General features: G+C 53.7%; 21 protein-coding genes, 2 rRNA genes and 2 pseudogenes (1 of these 25 only partly in view). 10 read left to right on the plus strand and 15 right to left on the minus strand.

Features of this window, described 5'->3' with window-relative positions:
- Together ACZ495_RS04475 and rrf are read left to right on the plus strand one after the other, a co-directional pair.
- A 23S ribosomal RNA gene (locus ACZ495_RS04475) occupies window positions 1-1525 on the plus strand (it extends 1408 nt beyond the left edge of the window).
- A 45-nt stretch (window positions 1526-1570) separates the two neighbouring features.
- Window positions 1571-1685: ribosomal RNA gene (rrf, locus tag ACZ495_RS04480) — 5S ribosomal RNA — on the plus strand.
- A gap of 615 nt (window positions 1686-2300) precedes the next feature.
- Here the strand turns inward: rrf and ACZ495_RS04485 are convergent.
- Entirely contained in the window at window positions 2301-2588 is a 288-nt protein-coding gene (locus ACZ495_RS04485; RefSeq protein ID WP_464262695.1) for a transposase, read from the minus strand.
- A gap of 599 nt (window positions 2589-3187) precedes the next feature.
- Between ACZ495_RS04485 and ACZ495_RS04490 the strand changes: the two genes are divergently transcribed.
- Window positions 3188-3397 carry a tautomerase family protein gene (locus ACZ495_RS04490; RefSeq protein WP_464262696.1) on the plus strand — a complete coding sequence of 70 codons (210 nt, stop codon included), beginning with the start codon at window positions 3188-3190 and terminating at the stop codon, window positions 3395-3397.
- Window positions 3398-3487: 90 nt separating this feature from the next.
- Here ACZ495_RS04490 and ACZ495_RS04495 read toward each other — a convergent pair.
- Window positions 3488-3631 (minus strand): annotated as a pseudogene (locus ACZ495_RS04495) (IS481 family transposase); the annotation flags it as partial.
- 101 nt (window positions 3632-3732) lie between these two features.
- Here ACZ495_RS04495 and ACZ495_RS04500 point away from each other — a divergent pair.
- On the plus strand, window positions 3733-4647 hold the full coding sequence (locus tag ACZ495_RS04500; RefSeq protein WP_096152641.1) for an IS481 family transposase: 915 nt from the start codon (window positions 3733-3735) through the stop codon (window positions 4645-4647).
- Window positions 4648-4670: 23 nt separating this feature from the next.
- Here ACZ495_RS04500 and ACZ495_RS04505 read toward each other — a convergent pair.
- Window positions 4671-5050, minus strand: a pseudogene (locus ACZ495_RS04505) (transposase family protein); the annotation flags it as partial.
- An 863-nt stretch (window positions 5051-5913) separates the two neighbouring features.
- On the opposite strand from ACZ495_RS04505, the gene ACZ495_RS04510 reads away from it, so the two are divergent.
- From ACZ495_RS04510 to ACZ495_RS04525, 4 genes are all read left to right on the plus strand, one after another.
- A complete protein-coding gene (locus tag ACZ495_RS04510) occupies window positions 5914-7272 on the plus strand; it encodes an ATP-binding protein (RefSeq protein ID WP_464262697.1) in 1359 nt (452 codons plus the stop codon).
- Window positions 7272-7619 carry a DUF3024 domain-containing protein gene (locus ACZ495_RS04515; RefSeq protein WP_464262698.1) on the plus strand — a complete coding sequence of 116 codons (348 nt, stop codon included), beginning with the start codon at window positions 7272-7274 and terminating at the stop codon, window positions 7617-7619. The genes ACZ495_RS04510 and ACZ495_RS04515 overlap by 1 nt, the downstream gene beginning before the upstream one ends.
- Window positions 7620-7800: 181 nt before the next feature.
- The gene (locus tag ACZ495_RS04520) at window positions 7801-8121 is read left to right on the plus strand and encodes a helix-turn-helix domain-containing protein (protein WP_464262699.1); all 321 of its coding nucleotides are present in this window, start codon (window positions 7801-7803) and stop codon (window positions 8119-8121) included.
- Window positions 8102-9295 carry a type II toxin-antitoxin system HipA family toxin gene (locus tag ACZ495_RS04525; protein WP_464262700.1) on the plus strand — a complete coding sequence of 398 codons (1194 nt, stop codon included), beginning with the start codon at window positions 8102-8104 and terminating at the stop codon, window positions 9293-9295. The genes ACZ495_RS04520 and ACZ495_RS04525 overlap by 20 nt, the downstream gene beginning before the upstream one ends.
- Before the next feature lie 184 nt (window positions 9296-9479).
- Here the strand turns inward: ACZ495_RS04525 and ACZ495_RS04530 are convergent, their stop codons facing one another.
- The gene (locus ACZ495_RS04530) at window positions 9480-9833 is read right to left on the minus strand and encodes a nuclear transport factor 2 family protein (protein ID WP_464262701.1); all 354 of its coding nucleotides are present in this window, start codon (window positions 9831-9833) and stop codon (window positions 9480-9482) included.
- On the minus strand, window positions 9833-11110 hold the full coding sequence (locus ACZ495_RS04535) for an ATP-binding protein (RefSeq protein ID WP_464262702.1): 1278 nt from the start codon (window positions 11108-11110) through the stop codon (window positions 9833-9835). Before ACZ495_RS04535 ends, ACZ495_RS04530 begins: the two co-directional genes overlap by 1 nt.
- Before the next feature lie 251 nt (window positions 11111-11361).
- Here ACZ495_RS04535 and ACZ495_RS04540 point away from each other — a divergent pair, with 251 nt between their 5' ends.
- Window positions 11362-11580, plus strand: coding sequence for a helix-turn-helix domain-containing protein (locus ACZ495_RS04540; RefSeq protein WP_464262703.1), 219 nt, complete (start codon window positions 11362-11364; stop codon window positions 11578-11580).
- Window positions 11581-11586: 6 nt separating this feature from the next.
- Window positions 11587-12384: a hypothetical protein gene (locus tag ACZ495_RS04545; RefSeq protein ID WP_464262704.1), complete on the plus strand. Its 798-nt coding sequence runs from the start codon at window positions 11587-11589 to the stop codon at window positions 12382-12384.
- Window positions 12385-12571: 187 nt separating this feature from the next.
- Here ACZ495_RS04545 and ACZ495_RS04550 read toward each other — a convergent pair whose 3' ends face one another.
- The 10 genes from ACZ495_RS04550 to trbJ form a co-directional block, all read right to left on the minus strand.
- Window positions 12572-12904: a YnfA family protein gene (locus ACZ495_RS04550; RefSeq protein WP_464262705.1), complete on the minus strand. Its 333-nt coding sequence runs from the start codon at window positions 12902-12904 to the stop codon at window positions 12572-12574.
- A 13-nt stretch (window positions 12905-12917) separates the two neighbouring features.
- Complete coding sequence (locus ACZ495_RS04555; protein WP_464262706.1) at window positions 12918-13283, minus strand: N-acetyltransferase family protein; 366 nt, start codon at window positions 13281-13283, stop codon at window positions 12918-12920.
- Between the two features lie 109 nt (window positions 13284-13392).
- Window positions 13393-13818, minus strand: coding sequence for a GNAT family N-acetyltransferase (locus ACZ495_RS04560; RefSeq protein WP_464262707.1), 426 nt, complete (start codon window positions 13816-13818; stop codon window positions 13393-13395).
- Between the two features lies 1 nt (window position 13819).
- Window positions 13820-14224: an RNA 2',3'-cyclic phosphodiesterase gene (gene thpR / locus ACZ495_RS04565; RefSeq protein WP_464262708.1), complete on the minus strand. Its 405-nt coding sequence runs from the start codon at window positions 14222-14224 to the stop codon at window positions 13820-13822.
- Window positions 14215-15444: a TrbI/VirB10 family protein gene (locus ACZ495_RS04570; protein WP_464262709.1), complete on the minus strand. Its 1230-nt coding sequence runs from the start codon at window positions 15442-15444 to the stop codon at window positions 14215-14217. Before ACZ495_RS04570 ends, thpR begins: the two co-directional genes overlap by 10 nt.
- Before the next feature lie 9 nt (window positions 15445-15453).
- Window positions 15454-15957, minus strand: a complete 504-nt coding sequence (locus tag ACZ495_RS04575) for a hypothetical protein (RefSeq protein WP_464262710.1) — start codon at window positions 15955-15957, stop codon at window positions 15454-15456.
- The gene (trbG, locus tag ACZ495_RS04580) at window positions 15957-16886 is read right to left on the minus strand and encodes a P-type conjugative transfer protein TrbG (RefSeq protein WP_464262711.1); all 930 of its coding nucleotides are present in this window, start codon (window positions 16884-16886) and stop codon (window positions 15957-15959) included. The genes ACZ495_RS04575 and trbG overlap by 1 nt, the downstream gene beginning before the upstream one ends.
- Window positions 16887-16894: 8 nt before the next feature.
- A complete protein-coding gene (locus tag ACZ495_RS04585) occupies window positions 16895-17635 on the minus strand; it encodes a VirB8/TrbF family protein (protein ID WP_464262712.1) in 741 nt (246 codons plus the stop codon).
- Between the two features lie 15 nt (window positions 17636-17650).
- The gene (gene trbL / locus ACZ495_RS04590) at window positions 17651-18784 is read right to left on the minus strand and encodes a P-type conjugative transfer protein TrbL (RefSeq protein WP_464262713.1); all 1134 of its coding nucleotides are present in this window, start codon (window positions 18782-18784) and stop codon (window positions 17651-17653) included.
- Between the two features lie 9 nt (window positions 18785-18793).
- Window positions 18794-19594: a P-type conjugative transfer protein TrbJ gene (gene trbJ, locus ACZ495_RS04595; RefSeq protein ID WP_464262714.1), complete on the minus strand. Its 801-nt coding sequence runs from the start codon at window positions 19592-19594 to the stop codon at window positions 18794-18796.
- Window positions 19595-19607 lie beyond the last annotated feature (13 nt).

Raw genomic sequence — 19607 nt, forward strand, 5'->3', positions numbered from 1 at the left:
GTCGATGGGAAACGTGTTAATATTCACGTACTTGTATGTTCGCGCGATGGAGGGACGCAGGAAGGTAGACGGTCCGGGTGTTGGATTACCCGGTGCAAGCAGGTAGGCGTGAGGTGTAGGCAAATCCGCACTTCTTTACGCTGAGACGCGAGTCCGTGACCGTAAGGTCTGAAGCCGTTGAGCCTCTACTGCCTAGAAAAGCTCCTAAGTATAGTGCATGCAAACCGTACCGAAAACCAACTCAGGTGGGTGGGATGAATAATCCAAGGCGCTCGAGAGAACTCTGGCCAAGGAACTCGGCAAAATAACCCCGTACCTTCGGAAGAAGGGGTGCTCCTTCGGGTGAAATTGATTCACTTAATGAGCCTGAGGGAGCCGCAGTGAAATGGTGGTGGCGACTGTTTACTAAAAACATAGGTCTGTGCGAAGTCCTAAAGACGACGTATACGGACTGACGCCTGCCCGGTGCCGGAAGGTTAAAAGGAGGGGTCAGCGCAAGCGAAGCTCCGAATTGAAGCCCCGGTAAACGGCGGCCGTAACTATAACGGTCCTAAGGTAGCGAAATTCCTTGTCGGGTAAGTTCCGACCTGCACGAATGGCGTAACGATCTCCACACTGTCTCGGCCAGAGACTCGGTGAAATTGAAGTCGCGGTGAAAATGCCGTGTACCCGCAGAAAGACGGAAAGACCCTGTGCACCTTTACTATAGCTTGACATTGGGATTTGGAACTGCATGTGTAGGATAGGTGGGAGACTGTGAACCCTGTACGCTAGTATGGGGGGAGTCATTGTTGAAATACCACCCTTGTTTTTTCAGGTCCCTAACCCTCAGCCGTCATCCGGCGAGGGAACAGTGTCTGGTGGGTAGTTTGACTGGGGCGGTCGCCTCCTAAATTGTAACGGAGGCATGCAAAGGTTCCCTCAGGCTGATTGGAAACCAGCCGTCGAGTGCAAACGCATAAGGGAGCTTGACTGCAAGAGAGACATCTCGAGCAGGTACGAAAGTAGGTGTTAGTGATCCGGTGGTCCCGAATGGAAGGGCCATCGCTCATTGGATAAAAGGTACGCCGGGGATAACAGGCTGATCGCATCCAAGAGTTCACATCGACGATGCGGTTTGGCACCTCGATGTCGGCTCATCACATCCTGGGGCTGAAGCAGGTCCCAAGGGTACGGCTGTTCGCCGTTTAAAGTGGTACGCGAGCTGGGTTTAAAACGTCGTGAGACAGTTTGGTCCCTATCTTCTGTGGGCGCTGGAGAATTGAAAGGGCCTGTCCCTAGTACGAGAGGACCGGGATGGACGCACCCCTGGTGGACCTGTTGTCGTGCCAACGGCACAGCAGGGTAGCTATGTGCGGAAGGGATAACCGCTGAAAGCATCTAAGCGGGAAGCCTGCCTTAAGATAAGTTCTCCCAGGAGCAATCCCTGAAGGGCCGAGGTAGACTACCTCGTTGATAGGCTGGAGGTGGAAGCGTTGCGAGACGCGGAGCTGACCAGTACTAATAGCCCGTGCGGCTTGTTTTGAAAAAAACTCCTTCCTTCCCTGTCAATTATATATTTGACAACTTTGTTGGTAGCCATGGAGGAGAGGGTACACCCAATCCCATTCCGAACTTGGAAGTTAAGCTCTCCATCGCCGATGATACTGCATAACGTCATGTGGGAAAGTAGGCCGCTGCCAACATCTTTTAAAGCTCCCCGCTGCATCTCGCGCGGGGAGCTTTGCTGTTTTGTCCCTGGTATCATCCGCTGCCCCTGCCCCTGCCCGTATGCTGCATGGCCTGCTGCCCCGGCCTGCGGGACTGCATGGCCATTCTGCAATCCTTTTGCGCGGCCAGGGCAGCTTCATGCGGGATCCCCGCTGCCCGCAGCACCGCGCTTTCAGGGCCAAGGCCTGCCACGGGCCGCGCCCCAAGATCTTTAAAAAGCCCTTCGCTGCTCAGGCGCCAAGGGCTTTTGCGGTTTATGGCTGTACGGCGTAGGCCTTCTGGACGAAATTGAATCCGCTAGGTGTAGTGTTCCAATAGGTTGTTCACCTTCTCCCTCGATCGGTTTGCTGTTGTCTGTTAACTCCAGCTTTACCGACTTGGGGGAGGGTGAACAACCTATTGGAACACTACACCTAGGGGCTGTTTCTAAATAGTTCATTGCAGCCAAACGAGGCATGCAGCAAGCATGACTGTCGCTTTAAATGTTATGACCAGCTTATCATACCTGGTTGCAACTCTTCGGAATGATTTAAGCTTAGCGAAGAAACACTCAACGAGGTGGCGCTCTTTGTACGCGTGAATATCATACTCTAGTTGAACCAGCCTGCCCGGACCGGCGGAATCACCACCTCGTGGTTTTGACGTTCTGCCAATGCGAGCAGTTTGTTGGCATCATAAGCTCTGTCAGCGAGAAGCTTATCTGCCAGTAAGCCTTCAATCAGGTCGCATGCGGGAACAATGTCATTCACATTGCCCGTAGTGAGGTGGATGCGTAAAGGGTTGCCAAGCGCATCGACAACAGCGTGAACTTTGGTGGTTAATCCTCCTTTACTGCGCCCGACCTCCGGTTGAAGTGCCCCCTTTTGCGCCGGTACCATGCTGGTGCAGCCTTATAAAGGTGGCATCGATAATTATGGCTCAGGATCTGCATTTATGGACAACATGCGAAGGATGCCATTCCAGACCTCCAGCCTCTTGGCCCATTTGAGGAAGCGTTGCGGTCGTCTTTACTTGCGTCCTCTGGTTTCAGTACCGGTCTTCGCCAACATAGGCCCGATTATGGCCCACTTTTCGTCGGAAATGTCGTGTCTGCTCATGGAAAAACAAAAGTAGTAAACCGACGAAAAGTCGAGACGTTATTTAGAAACAGCCCCGAGGGGCATCGGCTGTGGTTTCGTGCTCTTTAGCGGTTCCTGTGCCGCTTACGACCACGGATGTCATGATATCATGTGGGAATACAAACCTCGGCCAGGAGCGGGTTAAAATCCTCTTACGCTCAAAACATAAGAGGATTTTTCTAGGGGAGGTAATTGTGTGCTATCTGCGTATAGAAAAGAAACCTTGCTGTACGACATGTTTCTGTGGCAAAATTACTATACAAACTGTTTTGTATATGGGCGGCAAATGGTGAAGTTTTGCTTGATTGTTTATTTCAGAATATCTGATTTTAGGCCAATACAAAAAATCGGAGAACTATATGCCATTCGTGAACATTAAGATCACTGGTGGAAAAGAAGCGCCAACCAGTGAACAGAAAGCTGAAATTATTAGTGGCGTCACAGAGCTTCTAGCTCGGGTGCTGAATAAAAATCCTGCCACCACAATGGTAATTATTGATGAAGTGGAGACTGACAACTGGGGTATTGGAGGGCAGAGCGTTATGCTGCGTAGGAAGCAGTCCATGTAGTTTACTTGAGGTAGTCTCGACTTGATCTGACAATTGCCCCTTGAAAGAAGAGTGGAACTCCGTTTTGATGGACTTTCCTGTCCGATTAGTTCAGTTGTCCGACTTTTCCATGCAGTCCCTCTTTCCGTCAAGGAGTGTCTGCATGGGCGTTCTGTTGTAGCACATTTTTCCTTGATGCGTTCTTTCCGAATTGTAGCTGTCCATCCAAGTGCCCAGGTCGGTCTGTAGCTCGTCAAAAGAGTGATCTAGCTGTAGTGTTCCAATAGGTTGTTCACCCTCCCCCAAGTCGGTAAAGCTGGAGTTAACAGACAACAGCAAACCGATCGAGGGAGAAGGTGAACAGCCATAAGAATGCCAAACTGACCGCAAGAGGTCGAGAAGAAATGATACAGCGGATGCTGGACAATCCTGCCGCTACGGTGGCGGCAGGATTTGGAGTAAGCCTGCGAACCGCCAGAAAATGGATGAAGCGATACCGTGAAGGAGGTCTTGCTTCTTTAGCAGACGCCTCTTCCCGGCCTCGACATTGCAGAAATCGGCTGACGGAGCTGGACGTTTCCAGAATTTTTGAGTTGCGGAAAAAGCGACAGACTGGCGACGCAATCGCATTACGCCTTGGCCTGTGCCGCAGCACTGTGTTTCGTGCCTTGCGCAGACTCGGCTGCTCCCGGCTTTCTTCTTTGGAAGAAAAAGAGCCGGTACAGCGTTATCAATGGGCGAAGCCGGGGCAGATGCTTCATCTGGACATCAAGCGTCTCGGCAAGATTGATGGAGTTGGTCATAGGAAGACGGGGACACGGCAAGTCCGTCGGCGTCGACCAGGTTGGGAATATTTACATGTATGTGTGGATGACGCTTCCAGGGCCGCGTATACGGCAGTACTGCCGGATGAAACGGCGGAATCTGCCATAGAGTTTTTGTGGTTTGCCATCGCGTGGTATGCTTCGCACGGCATCAAAGTAGAACGAATTCTGACGGACAATGGCGCTTGCTATAGGTCTTGGAAATTTCGAGACGCTTGCCGTGAGTTTGGAATAACGCATAAACGCACACGGCCTTATAGACCACAAACCAACGGCAAGGCAGAACGCTTCATTCGAACAGCATTGAATGAGTGGGCATACGCCGAAACGTATACCCACTCATGGAAAAGAACAGCTTATCTGTCGATATGGACGCATCGGTATAATTTCTTGCGACCACACTCGGCTCTTGGCAGAAAACCTCCAGCTTCAAGGCTAGGAGGGTGAACAACGTGTTGACACTCTACATCTAGCTTGCGCCGGAAAGCAACTTGATAAAATTCGTGCAACGCCGTTTTATGAAAAAGCTCGCAGATACCATTACGTCTCCGGATGCCGCGCACGAGCTTGGTGTGCTCTATGCCGTTCACGCCAAGATAGAATTCATAATCATGCTGTTCAAGCTTCCCGCAATACTTCGTGTCCCTGTCCGTCAGGATTCGGATAAGGCCCATTTCCTATGAGAAGAAGGGCAAACCCGGTCGTTCAAAAGGTCAGCACTGGTGTTGGGCGTCTTGGTCGTGTGCAACTTGCCAGTGACCCACTTAGAGTCGGTGTCCACGAAGGTTTCTGGTAAATGCGCCTCACGCCCTTGATGGTGGACGTAAAAGGCGTCTTGGCAGCCCACGTAATGAAAAGGCTTGCGCCAAGGCCAGGGTAAAACCTTTCGGTTTTCATGCCATCAGGCATCTGGCTGCTACCATTCTGGCCCGAGAGGGCAAAAGCCTCTTTGCCATTTAGCACGCCCTGCGACACGAAAAGCAGACAACCACGGACAGATACCTGCACAGCCTTGGAGCATTCTCGGAAGTTTCGGATGCTCTGAGCGCACTGGCAAGTCGTGGTCCTGCAAATCGTCACATCCTCTTTCCTGCTCCTTCTTCCCTTTATCAAAAAAGGAATCCTTTGCAGGCAAAAAGGAAGAGAAGCAGGGGGGAGAGGCAAAGGCAGTTGTGGTTCGCCGCAATTGTGGTCGAACATCCGACAAGCTCATCCCAACAGGTACGGAGTAGAAGAACATGCTTCAAACTTCGTTTTTGAAAACGAAAAAAGGCCGCACTTTCATGCAGCCTTTTTTCAAAACTAACCCCCGGGACTAACCCCCTGTGGGTATCTGGTGAGGTTTTTATTATAACCTCTTGGAATCATTTGGCGTCCCCAAGGGGATGGACAGGTACGTCCCAAATATCGAAGATAACATACTATTTGCCGATTCCGTTTTTGTCAATATCCGGAAAAATATCTGTAAAGACGGTATGTTGTAAAAAATGTTGCTGGACGGTATTGGATAGTGTCGCTGGCAACGTCGCTTTGCGCTGCCTGATTTGGCAACAAGCTGTTGCCAAATTTACCAGTGAATGAAGCAAGGTCTTTGTTTTCTCTTCCGGGGATACCCAAGCAATTGGGTGAAAATGGATGAATTTATGGATGGTAGTCTTAGCGGCTCTTGCTGAACGCCACCGCCTCTGGCATTGTCTTTTCTGGAGAAAATACATGCGTGAAAATGAAACTACCGAACTCAAAAAAACTCTTGGGCAGCTCAAAGAGGGAATCATTTCTATTGCCGCCATACTGAACAAGCATGGCGAAGGTGCGCTGTGGTTCGGCATCCGTGATGACGGTATCCCCGTAGGCATCAATGTTGGCGCAAAAACAATCCGCGATATTTCCCAAGCCATTGCCGCGCATATTGAACCAAAAATTTACCCCGAAATCACCACCGAGATGGTTGAGGGGATACAGTGCATTAAAGTCCTTTTTGCTGGCCAGGAAACGCCTTATGCCGCTTATGGCAGGCAATACATGCGCGTTGGCGATGAAGACCGGCAAATGAGCGCCAAGGAACTGGAAAAATTCTTTTCCAGGAGAAACCACTCAGCCGGACATTGGGACTCCGAACCCTGCAAGGCCACCTTTGCGGACTTGAGCGAAGAGAAGGTTCGCGCATTTGTGGAGCGTGCCGAGTTGTCGTGGCATTCTCTACCGGTCGCGCTGGAGAATCTTGATCTCCTGAAAGGGGATCAGCTCGTGAACGCGGCTCCGCTATTTTTCGGAGCAAAGCCATCACTGAAGCTCCGTTGCGCGGTTTTTGGCACGGATACAACATCGTTCATTATCGACAGACGCGATTTTGAAGGCGATATTCTTGAGCTTGTCGAAGAAGCGCAACAATACATTCTTAAAAATATCCACATCGGTATGCGCCTGGAAGGTCTTTACCGGGTGGACGTGCCCGAAATTGCGATTCCGGCCTTGCGTGAGGCGATCATCAACGCCTTTTGCCATCGAGACTACCGCGATCCCGAACATGTGCAGGTGGCCGTATTCAAAAATCGCGTTGAAATCCGCAACCCCGGCACCCTGTTCGGCGGGCTGACCCTTGATGCTTTACGCCAGGGTCGATTGTCCAGACGCCGCAATCCGCTTATCGCGCAACTCCTCACCAGAATTCACATGATGGAGGCTTGGGGGCGTGGTATGTCTCTGATCTTAGAAAATGAGCCAACCGCTCAGTTTGAAGAACTTGCTGGCATGTTTATTACTGTTTTTGGGCGGTCGGAGGTGAAGGCTGATGAAGCTGAGGCGCAACCTTCGACTACCGGAAAAACTACCGGGAAAACTACCGGAAAAACTACCGAAGAGCAGTATAGTCTGACAAAACAAGAAAAAGCTATAATGCAAATTATCGCTGAAACATCAACGATTTCACAAAGGGAAATAGCCATTCAAATGGGTTTGACAGAAGACGGTGTACGATACCATACCGCTAAACTTAAAAAGAAGGGAATATTGCGGCGTATAGGCGGAGCAAAAGGCGGACGCTGGGAAATTGTGCATGAGGAGAATCCGTAATGGCTTTCAGTGAACTGGAAATCGCACGTCACAAGAAAGTTTTTGCCACGTTCAGAGAAACATACGGGCCGAAGCCGGAAATTCGCTCCAAGGTGGACTGGGGATGCCGCATAGAAGGCCAGAGTGTCGAACTTTATGAGATTCGTCCCCGCTGGGATGATCCAACTCAAAAGACGCATACCCCTATTGCAAAGGCCGCCTTTGTCAAATCAACCGCTTTGTGGAAAATTTACTGGATGCGGGCCAGTGGCAAATGGAACAGCTATTCTACGCGCCCCGAAGTTGGTACTTTGGAAAAATTTTTCCAGATAGTCCACGAGGATGCGGACTGCTGCTTCTTCGGATGATTTTTGGTTATCCCGCTAACATCATCCCCACCGGCACGGCAAAGATCCTGTCGCCCATAAGCATGGTTTCCTGCCCGGGATAATCCACTCACGGATGCTAAATTTGGAAGCAATTTGATTTTTCATTGATTACAGATAATATATTAGCTATATTTGCGAAAACACTTTGCAAAGGGATAGTATGTTGCCTTTTAATCTGAAAACCCCCACGGAAGTCCGTCAGGAAATCGCGGCCAAGGCCAAAGAGCGCCGCCTGGCTCTCAATATATCGCAAATGGAACTGGCAGAACGCAGTGGCGTCAGTCTTGGTTCCATAAAGCGTTTTGAGAGCAGCGGCCTTGTTTCGTTCCAGTCTCTGCTGGAAATCGCCTTGGTGCTGGGCTCTCTTGGCGATTTCGACAACGTGTTCTCCGGGCAAACTTTTTCAGCCAGCCTGTTCACCCCTGAACCGAAAAAGCGCAAACGCAGCAGCAGGAAAAAGAATGAGCCAATCAAGAATTGATACTTTGGATGTTTTTTGCAACCTGCGCGGAACACGGCGCTATGTCGGCAGACTGGCCGAGCGGAACCGGGCCATCCTCTTTGAATATGATTCGGATTTTATCGGTTCAGGCATTGAACTTTCTCCATTCAAGCTGCCACTGCAATCGGGCGTCTTTGAAGACAAAGAAAGGGGCTTTGACGGCCTGCCCGGTGTGTTCAACGACAGTCTGCCTGACGGCTGGGGGTTGCTCCTGTTGGATAGAGCATTACGCGCTCTGGGGGAAAGTCTGCATGAAATTTCGCCTTTGCAGCGGCTCTCCATGGTCGGGGCCGGAGGCATGGGTGCCATGGAATACATACCCGGTCGGGAAATGCAAACCGCGCTTGATGCTTCCTCCCTGCAATTGGACGGCCTGGCGGAAGAAGCCCGGAATATTTTGGCCGAGGGAGACGCTTCACTGGAAGTAGTGTTCGACCTGCTCAAACTGGGCGGTTCTTCCGGCGGTGCACGGCCAAAGATTCTGGCCGACGTGTCGGATGACGGCTCAAAAGTCGTGCCGGACGGTACTGGCGGTAAAGGTTTCTCCCCGTGGCTCATCAAGTTCCACGCTCGTGAGGAGGGCCAGGATCAGGGACTTATCGAGTACGTATATTCCCTTATGGCGCGTGAGGCCGGGGTGGAAATGCCCGAGACCAGGCTTTTTCCCTCGAATACAACGGCAGGTTTTTTCGGCGTCCGCCGCTTTGACCGCGAGAACAGCCAGAAAGTACATGTTCACACCGCTGCCGGTCTGCTGCACGCCTCGCACCGGCAGCCGACACTGGATTATGAAAACCTGCTTCGCCTGACCAAGGCTTTGACGCGCGATGTGCGGGAAGTGGAAAAGATGGTTCGGTTGATGGTGTTCAACGTCAAGTCCGGCAACCGGGATGACCACTCCAAGAACTTTTCATTCCTTCTGGATGCGGCTGGACGGTGGAAATTCGCGCCTGCTTACGATCTTACGCCATCCGTGGGCTTTAATGGCGAACATTCGGCCATGGTCAACGGCAAAGGGAAAGATATTTCGGATTCCGACCTGATTCAGGCCGCTTCAGTAGTGGATATACCGAAGAAAATAACGCTCGAAGCTATTCAGCAAACAGCGAACGCCCTCTCCAGGTTTGATGCGTTGAAGGCGGCGCTTATATGAGTTGATCGCGCATTTGTGAGTGTCGGTGACGGGCGGCAGCAAAACCGACCAAGTAACGACTAAGCAAGCGATCAAGCATACGGGTTCATTTGTGCCACCGCCGGTGGCACAAATTGTTTTTCCCTGATGTTTCAATGGGAAGTAGAATTAGGCCAACGCTATTGGCCCAATTACTACCTATAAACTATTCGATCGGCAGGTTGTGCATTTTCAAAAAGGACAGCTTATCCCAATAGCCCCTTTGGAAAACAATTTTATCGTTAGCGACCTGGAAAAACCCGCAGCCGCGCAGCCCCAAGGGATCTTTCCACTCCATTATTGCCCACTGCCCATTTGTGAAGATGTTTTCGACAATGCAGGTCATTTCCGCAGTGGCGAATTCTTTTTGGAACATGGCGTGAATCGCGGCTTTGCCGACAACCGGCTCATTGGCAACCTGATGGTTTACGGCATCGTCATCATAAAAAGACGCCAGGAGTTCCGCGTCTCCCGCGTTGAAAGCCTCGATCCACTGGCACAGCAATTCTTTGGGAGTCATTATGTCCTCTCCTTTGTGACCGAATCTCCGTCAAACATCATCCCGACCGGCACGGCAAATATTCTGTCGCCCATAGGCATAACTTCTTGGCCGGTATAGACAACCACGCCCCGCACAAAGCGATCGCCCAGCGCATCGCGTAGTGACGCCAGTCCTTTGATATCGTGTGAAGCTACACTGGCGGCAAGCTTCACCTCCACGGCAGCCACCCGGCCAGCCCTGTCTTCCAGCACCACGTCCACCTCCTCGCCGCTTTGCGAGCGGTAATGATAGAGCGATACCGGATGCTCCGTCCAACTGCTCTGCTTCAGCAGTTCCCCGGCAACAAAAGATTCCAGCAGCCGACCGGCCATGATCGAATCATCGGCCAGGCGTTCCGCGTCCGCACCGCACAGATGGCAGGCCAGGCCGGAATCACAGACGTGAATTTTGGGTGATTTCACCAGCCGTTTGCCCAGGTTGCTTGACCAGGCGGGCAGGAACCAAATCAGGAACAGTGCCTCCAGCAGCGGGATGTATCTGCCGAGGGTGCTGGCGGGCATACCCACGCTCCGCGAAAGTTCGGCCTGGTTATGCAGCGTTCCGGAACGAACGCCGAGCAGGCGCAGCAGTCGGATCAGCCCGCTGATGTCCTGCACGTTGGAGATGTCACGGATATCCCGCTCCACCAGCGTGGTAATGTAGGAATCGAACCAGGCGGCGCGGCGCTTCCCGTTGCTTCTGGACAGCACTTCCGGATAACCGCCGAGAACCATGGCTTCCAGAAGTTTTTCCTTGGTCAATGACGCTGCCCCCGCGCTTTTGGGCGGAAAATCTTTTTGAAACAACGTACTGATAAAGTCTTCCTGCGTCCCGGCTATCTCGCCCTGCGAAAGCGGATACAGGGTCAGCACTTCCATGCGACCGGCCAGAGAGTCCGCAATACCCGGCAAGGTCAGGATGTTGGCCGAACCAGTCAGCAGGTAACGCCCTGCATGACGTTCACGATCCACATCCTCCTTGATGGCCAGCATCAAGGCGGTGGCACGTTGCGCTTCGTCAATGATTACCGGCTTTTTCAATCCCTGCAAAAATCCGGTGGGATCATCCAGAGCCCCAGCCAGAGCAGTGGCCGAATCAAGGCTGATGTATTGGCGGCTGCCCCCGCCGTCCGCAGGCGCTTCGGCCAGTTGCTTTACCAGAGTCGTTTTGCCGGTTTGTCTAGCTCCCCGCAGGAAAACAACAGGCGTGTCGGACAAGGCTTCCATCAACTGCGAATATATTGTGCGTTTATTCATAGTGTAAAATCTACCACCTGATGGGCGATTTTACAAGGCGGCCTTTATAGTGAGTTTACACAAAACGAGGAATTTCCTTGTTTATTGAAATGCGTCAAGCAGAATATTCAGAAAATTTAGGTTGCTGCAAGTTGTAGCAGGTTGTCAAAGGTTGCGAAACCATCTGCTCAAGGAATTTCCCGAAAAACCTGTGATACGGTTGCTCCATACAGAAACGACAAAACCCTTGTTGCAGCATGGAGGAGCATACAATGGCCGATCAAAGAGAAAAGAAGGAAAATCCTGTCCATATTCCACTTCGCTGGATGCGTGTGGAGGAAGCTGCACAATATCTGCGTGTTTCAACGGACTTTCTGAATAAAGCACGAACAACAAAAATCCCGAATATTCCTTTTACTCGCATCGGCGGACGCATTCTCTATGACCGGCATGCCCTGGATACCTTCCTGGAATCTCTGGAAGTGATCTGACCGCCCATGCCGCAGCCATCCGGCAACCGCTGCGGGCACAACCCACATACCCCGCGCTTGAACGCCGCCGTTCCCATACCCAAAGGGAAAGGCGGCTTTCCGCGCATCCTCTCCCTGGCGGCGGAACGGGCCAAAGCATGGTACTTCCATCCGGCAAAGTGCCCGACGCTGCATGGCACGGGCAGGCAGATCCGCAGCGAGCGCCGGGAGGCCTGCCAGATCGTGCTGGAAGTCATTTTCCGACATCTGGATCTGGCCTCCATGTGCCTCGGCACACCCACTCCGGCCAGCGGTTTCATCGACATTGACATGAGAACTGTCGTGGGAGATTCGGGCATCGGGCAGCGCCGCTGTGAACGCGCCATCGCTCTGCTCAAGGAAGCCGGGTTCATACGAGTGAAGCAGCCACGCCGCCAGAATGAGGAAGGCGCATACTTCGGCTGCCGGGCGATCCGTATTGTCACGGAAGCCCTCTTTGAGGCGCTGGGACTTGGCCCAATGCTCCATCGGGAGCGGGCGCGGGCTTCGGAGCGCCTACGCCGCAAAGCGCAGAAGATGAATAAAAAGCTGTCCGATCTCATGGGCCGGATGCGGGATATGTTCAAAACTCCCGCCAAGCGCGGCTTTCGCCAGATGTCAGCGCGGGAAAGAGAGGAACGCGAGCAGCGCACTCTTGCCTGGAACCGGACATGGGGAGAATTAGTGCTTCAAGGTATTGCGCCTGAAGAGGCACAGGCGCGAACAAATGAGGTCTTGGGCTATCCACCGGGTTACAGCCTTGGTCAGGACTATTGTCGAAAATAGCAAAAAGTTCGATTCAGGCGTTCCGCCACTGCAAAAACAAAACTATCTGCCGGTTCATCCGGCTTTTTGGGGGGCCATCCGGCCATATTCCGGCTGCCATCGCGTTGTTATAAAAATAGGTGTCGCAAGGTCGGGACATAGGTGTCGCGCATAAATCCCCAAAAGGCAAAAATTTAAAGAAAGCGTATCAGGCGACTTTTCCCCAACCGGAAACAATGATCAACATACCGGCGATGGCAACGGCTCCGCCTATCAGGTCTGTGGTCGCCAAGGGAACGCCGTCCACGACTTTCAGCCATAAAAGCGCCGTAACCACATAGACGCAGCCATAGGCCGCGTATACTCTGCCGCTGGCAGCCGGATGCATTGTCAGCAGCCATGCAAAAATTGCCAGACTGAGTGCGGCCGGGATCAGAAGCCACGGCGAACCACCTTTACGGAGCCAGACATAAGGCAGATAGCAGCCCACTATTTCCGCAATGGCGGTCACAATGAAGAGAAGCAATGTTTTGATGATCATACGGCGGCTTTTCCTATAGTGGTTTGCAAAATTTTATCTGCCCGTCTTCCATGAGTCCGGATTCAACCCAACCGAGATGCCGGTAAAAGCCGGGAGCGCGTATGCCTTCTTCCGCGCCGGTGAAGAGCCAAGCATCGGCAACGCCGTGTTCCTTAAGACCGGATTCCACCTCGCGCATAAGGGCGCGGCCCAGTCCTTTGCCTTCATGCTCTGAACATACGAACAGCGCGAAAACATCGCCTTCCGAAATCTGGGACATGGCGAATCCGGCGATTGCACCACCGATGAGGGCAACAGGCACAATGTAGTCGCCGCCGGTGATCATCTCACGCACCGTTTCCGGCGTTATGTCCAGCGCGGCCAGTTCATCACGGGACATATGGTTTTCCCTGACCGAACAGCGCACGTCGAAAATAGCTGCTACATCTTCCGGCGTTGCCGGTCGTATTTGTATATTAAACATTGATGCCTCTGTACCCGCCAATTGCTTATGCCGACCAGATCATGTGATGTTCTTCGCGGTTAAAATCGGGACTTATCTTTGTGCTGACGATTTCAAATTCATTCTTTTCATAAAAGCGGACAGCGCCAGGGTTTTCCGTAAATACATCCAGTTCCAGATGCGAATAGAGTTGTTTGCAATGGGTAAGCAGCTTTCGGCCAATCCCTTGGGATTGCGCTTTTTCATCCACAAACAGCCCTGCGATATACTCACTATCGGTAATTCCAATGAATCCCATTACTTGATCGTTTTCCTGGTAAACAAACACATCGGCTGCTGGCATGGCCTCTTTCACCTGGGCAAACGCAGCCTCCCAATACGATTGAGGAATAAAGAGGTGTGCGGCAATATTGGTGTTCAGCCAGATTGCCATAACGCTGTCGAGATGCTTTTCCCGTGCCTTTTCGATCATTTTACATTTTCCCAATGCCATTAACGAGTGGATACAGCTCTTCAACGGTATGCACGGCCCCACCCGGAGCCAGCACGCTGCTGAACAAGGTGAACGATTCCACCCTGAACGCGGCTGTGGTCATATTACCGTATTTGGCGGTGAATATTTTCAGCGCCGCTCTGTCTGCCTGTTTTGCCCTACCCAAAGTGATGTGTGGTGAAAAAAGTCCGTCAGGCGCTTTGATCCCCGCATGGAGAGCCAGCGCATCGTCCACCTGCTTTTTCAGTACCGCTAAAGGTGCTGATTCTTCAACTCCCGCCCAGACAACCGCTTGCGGGCGTTTGTCGAAATAGCTGAGGCCTTTGACCTGGAGTGAGAAGGTCTTCCCCGAAACCGTTCTTAATCCCGCCTTGATTACCGGCACCTTTGGCTGCGGTATGGCTGCTCAAACACAATATCTTTGGTCACAATGACGTTGAACTGGTATCCGGGCCGGATTTCCAGCGTGGGCTTGATGTTCAGGTTCTTTTGCAGGAGCTGGAGCGTGGCCTGGCCGAGTTGCGAAGCCAGCGCAGCACTCATTTCATCTTGGAGCGTGGGGTTGTCGCTATCACCGCCGCTGTCCAGGGAATCCATGCTGAAGGACATGCCGCCGGTAATCATGCTCATGAGAATGGCCGAGCCGAAAATCCGCAGATAGTGGTTGTTCACCTTGTCTGTGTACCCGGCATTGCCCGCCATATCCAAACCGGGCATGGCTCCCAGCGTGACGGCGGAGCCGTCCGGAAACATCAGGCGGTTCCAGGCCACCAGAACACGTTCCTGACCGTAGATCACGCGGGAGTCGTAAACGCCGAAGAGCTTTGCGCCCTGCGGGATAAGCAGTTGCCGCCCCGTGGCCGTGTCAAAGACGTTTTGAGAAACCTGCGCGGTGATGTTGCCCGGCAGATCGGAGTTAATGCCCGTGACCATGACGCCGGGAATCACAGCGCCGGTTTTAAGTTCCAAGGGCTGACCGGCTGTGCGGGTATGCGGCAGAATCCAGCTTGAATCCTTTTCAGCCCGCCCGAAAAAGGCTTCCTTATCTTTGTCGGCGGCGGGATCATAGCCGTTTTCTCGCAGGGATGATAAATCACGGCTCACATCCAGGGCGGGATCGCGGCGCTGATCCTGTTGCACCATTGCTACCTGTTGCCCTGCGGAAGCGTCGGACGCCTTTTTCACACCCAGCGGCGCGGATAGCGCCGTGAGCTGGGCTTGCGCTTTCATGCGGCGCAGGTTTTCCAGTTCCTGACGGTACTGGTCAGGCTGTTCCTTTTGCGCTTGAACCACAATCAACGGTTCGCGCTTCCCAGAATCCGCAGGTTTCAGATCCGGCCCGGCAATGGCCGGAGAACCGGCAGGTGGGGCCAAGGCGAGGCCGCGGCCTTCGCTCATGAGCAAGGGGCGCTCCTCTTCTTTGATGTCCACCTTGGGCGTTCCCGCCTGCTCTTCCTCCTGATTATGCGCGAAATTCACGCTGTAAACCAGAATGCCGAGCAGAAACAGGCCCACAAGCAGCACGGCGTAGATCGGCCAGCGGCTCATGCGGGTGACGTTGATCTTTTTTGCGGGCTCCAAGCTGTTGGAGGTATTGTCGCTCATACCTTCCCCCTATTTCATGGAGTCCATGCCCGTATCCCAGGCATGGCGGACTTTTTCAGTGGTGCGGTCAACAAAAGAGCGCCGGAACTCCTGCTCCGTGCGGCTCTGGCCCGCTTCCGGCAGACCATTCGCCGTGTATGACCGGGCGATGGCTTTACCGTCCGAAAGCCGCAGTTGCAGATACCATGCGGATTTTTCATCCAGCGCATCCAAGGTATAAGCGACAACAATGACATCAGCGGATTCCGTAGCGGCCAGGGTGAAGCCTTCCGAACGCAGGCCGGATTCAAAGGCGGCGGCAAAATCATTGGCCGCATCCTTGGCCTGAAGCAGGTGCAGGGACGTGTGACCGGGCGGGTACAGGGCCGTGAGGCAATCAACCGCATCGACGGCAATGGCTGAAATGGCGTTTTGCTCCGGCAGCGGGCCGCAGTAGGAACCGACTAGGCCGGGCTTGGCGCAGCCGGAGGCGAGCAAGACAGCAAAGCAAAGGGCAAAAAGAGTTTTACGCATTACTTGTTCCCCCTTATGACTTCCACCTTCTCCTGATCGCCGCCCACGCCGATAATCAGGGCGATGCGGTCAAACAGACCATCCACGATCATGGCCGAGTCTTTGACGCGGTAGTTTACAAGCACATCCTGCTTGCCCTTGCGTACCAGCAGCACGGGCATTTCACCGGACGCGGATTTTTCCGGCAGCCGGATGAAGGTTTGCTGACCATCGTCATAAACGCGCTCCGGCTTCCATTTGGCCTTGCCCTTGACTTCGTAATTGAAGTTCAGGGCCGATAAATCCGTAGTTTTTCCGTCCACGCTGGTAGAACCCCATTCGCGCTCTTTCGCTTCTCTGGCTTGTCTCCAGGCGGCTTGTTGCTTCAGACCTTCCGAGTAGAGAAATCTCACATACGGCGTATGGCCGGAACGCTGGGAAACAAGGCGCAGATGATATACGCGGCGGTCAGTCGTGACCACAGCGGAACTTTCCAGCCCAGAATCCACGGGCTTGATGAACAGATGCGCGGTAGCGCCCGCGCCGGAACCTGCTGTGCCGGAATCCACCATCCAGCGGGAGGAATCGCCAACCACGATTTCATGCACGGTTTCACCGGCCTGAAGCTCCACATCGCATACCTGCATGGGAGCGGCCACAATCGTAGGGAGACTTGCGCCATGCACATAGACCACCTTGCCGCCGCCGGTCAGAACCGGCTCAACGCCCTGACGCGACCAGGAGCCGGAAAGGCGCAGCGCCTTCTTTTCCTTGTCGGTAAGGGGCACTACCTTGGGGTTCAGGTAGTCGATTTCCGGCGTGACAGCCGTAGCGGGACTGCCGGAATCCGGCTGGATAGCCGGGGGATACCCGGCGGGCACAGGCGTGGCCGCGAAAGCCGGGACGGCAAAAAGCGTAAAAACGCAGACAAAAAACAGTATCTTTTTCATGGAAAACCTCATTCCTGATTGTTTTGGGGTTTGGCCGGAGCGGACGCGCCCACGACTTTGCCAGCCGAAAGGGACGTGATGTAGACGCCGCCGGGGTTGCGGAGCAGTACCGCATCCACAGTCGGCGGGTTGATCTGAATAGTCACCGTGGCTTCGTAGGTATGGGAATCAAGTAGAACCCCCGCATAGCTACGCACGGTTTCCACCCATTCCACCCGGTAGGAATCGGAGCTGACCGGCAGGGGCAGACCTTTGATGTCCACATGCACCAGCTTGCCGGATTTGGCGATTTCATAAGGGTTGTTGACCTCGTACCACTCACGCAGAACACCTTTGGCGCTCCCGGCCATGAAAAAGGACAGCCGCTCGATCATTTTTTGCTGGAGTTCCACGTCCGCCGTGACCGTGCGCCACGAACTGATGCAGGCCGCGATTTCCGCCTGTATCAGGCGTTGCGGCGTGGAACTGGCCCGGTCAGCTCGCGCCACCACATTGGATTTGCCCAGCTTGTCCACTTCAATAATATAGGGAACGGTCTTCACCTGGCTGGCCTGCATCACGTTGCCGGTGATGGAAATGCCGGTGAGCAGCAGGCAGATAAAGGCCACCATGCGCCATTGAGCGGCTCGACTGATATAGGAACCGTACCGTTCCAGCCATTCTTCCCGCCCGTTCAGGTAGGGATTACCGCTGGATTTCTCCAAAGACGGGGGCGGCGTTTCTTGTTTTGATTTCTTGAAAAAAGCCATAAATACCACCATAGGTTAAGAGTTTTCGCCGTTATTCGGTTTGCCTTTGCCCATGCGGGCGCGTTCAAGACGTTCCTGCATTTCCGAGCGGGTACGGGTACTCAGGTCTTTTTCCCCAGACGTTTTTGCGTCCTGACGGGCACCCCACAGGGATTTCGCCACGCTGGCCGCTTTGCCCAGGCCGCTCCCGCCTTCCATGCCCGCCACCTTGGCGGCGTCCTTCACGTTTTGGACGGTGTTCGACCCGGCCACCATCGCACCGATGGCAGCACCACCCACAGCGGCAGCGGAAGCGGTGAGCGCCGCGCCGCTGGAAACGTGGGAACCATTGATAATGCCCGCGCATACGTCCGGCAGGGATTTGACCAGGGCCAGCAACACGACTGACGCGCCAATGACCACAAAGATGTCCTGAAGTTCCGCCGTGGAGGTGGAAAAGCCTTCGATGAAGGCGATGCCCACGCCTAGGACGAGTTGCATGACAAAGAGCTTGAAAGCCACGGCCAGCACATAGCGAATGGCGTTGACGGCATAATCTTTGAGAAAAGAGCTGCCACCAAAAGCCACCAGAATCAGCGCCGCCATCATGGTCACCATTGCTTCGCATTTGATGAACACGACCTGCGCGGAAATGAGCGCGAAGCAGACGATGATCACCAGGGCGGCAATGAGCAACGCGATGGAGTTGCCCGGCGACCAGATGGAGAGCTTGTCCAGCACCAGTTTGACGAGCTGCATTCCCGTAAGGAACGGCGATTCTGAAGAATAGCCGCCCGGCGTCAGTTCTCTGCCGATGCTGCCCAGTCCGTTGATCAGGTCCCAAGACCATTCCTGGTAGTAATTGATGACGGCCAGGAAGAAACCGGCCATCAAAAGCAGCATTACAAACTGCTTGAAGATGTCGGGGATCTGGTCGCGGTTGAGCGCCGCCTTGATGCCGAGAAAGCACACTTCCAGAATGACCAGCCAGTGGAACACCGTCAGAGCGTACCGTTTCAAGATAGGCTCCCAAGTGCTTGTTTTCTTGTAGAACTCGCCTACCAGCCGGGACACGAAATCTTCATCAGCGGCAAGAGCCTGTTCCGGCAGAAGCAGGAGGGCCAAAGCCGGAAGGCAAAGCGCGGCCAAAAGCAAAAAGTATTTTTTCATAGCCGCCGCCTAAAACGGATCGGGCTTGGCCTTGGCCTTGCCGATCCGATCCGTCTTGATGGTTTCGCGCCAAGCTTCCTCGGACATCTGACTTTCTTTTTCCGTCTTCATCTGGCTGGAAAGCTGGGACTGCACCTGCGTGGCCATCAGCTCACGCAACTGCCGAGCTTCCTGCACCTGGAGCGCGGAAAGTTGGTTTCCCGCCATGATGGCCTTTTGCTGGCCGTCCGGTGTGGAAAGGAGATTGTCGATATACCGCTGAAAGCGTTCCGGATCGCTCTGCAAGTCGGCAAGCTGCTGGCCGGAGAGCTGGAAGGTGGCCTGGGAAGCCTGATCAACGGAGTCAGACCATTTATCCCACTCCTCACGGTAGCGGCGGTTGGCTTCCTCCACCTGTTCCGGGCTCGCTCCGGCCAGGGTGCTGAAGAGCGCCTGTTCCGGAAACAGATTGGTGAAAATCTCACCAAGGGCAACGATATCGCCGCGTTGCGTCCGGAGCGTATTGGAAAGGCTGGCCAGGCGCGTCAGGCTGTTTTTCAGCTCATTGACCAGGTTGGCCGGGAGCATGGCCGTGTTCTGGAGCATGTTTTCGTACTGCTCAATGTTCTGCCGCACCATGTTGATCTGCTGGCGCGTCTGTTCCACAGCCTCCTGGTACTGTTTGATAGCGTTGGAAAGCTCTTCCACATTGGTGATGCGATCCAGCAACTGAATCAGGTTGGTACTGCAATTCGTGCAGGTGACGGTCAGGGCGTGGGCGGGCGTGGCGAACATCACCAGCACGGCCAGGCTCAAAAGGTATTTTTTCATAAAGGCTCCAAGA

Source organism: Desulfovibrio sp. GTC20076, assembly GCF_055385905.1.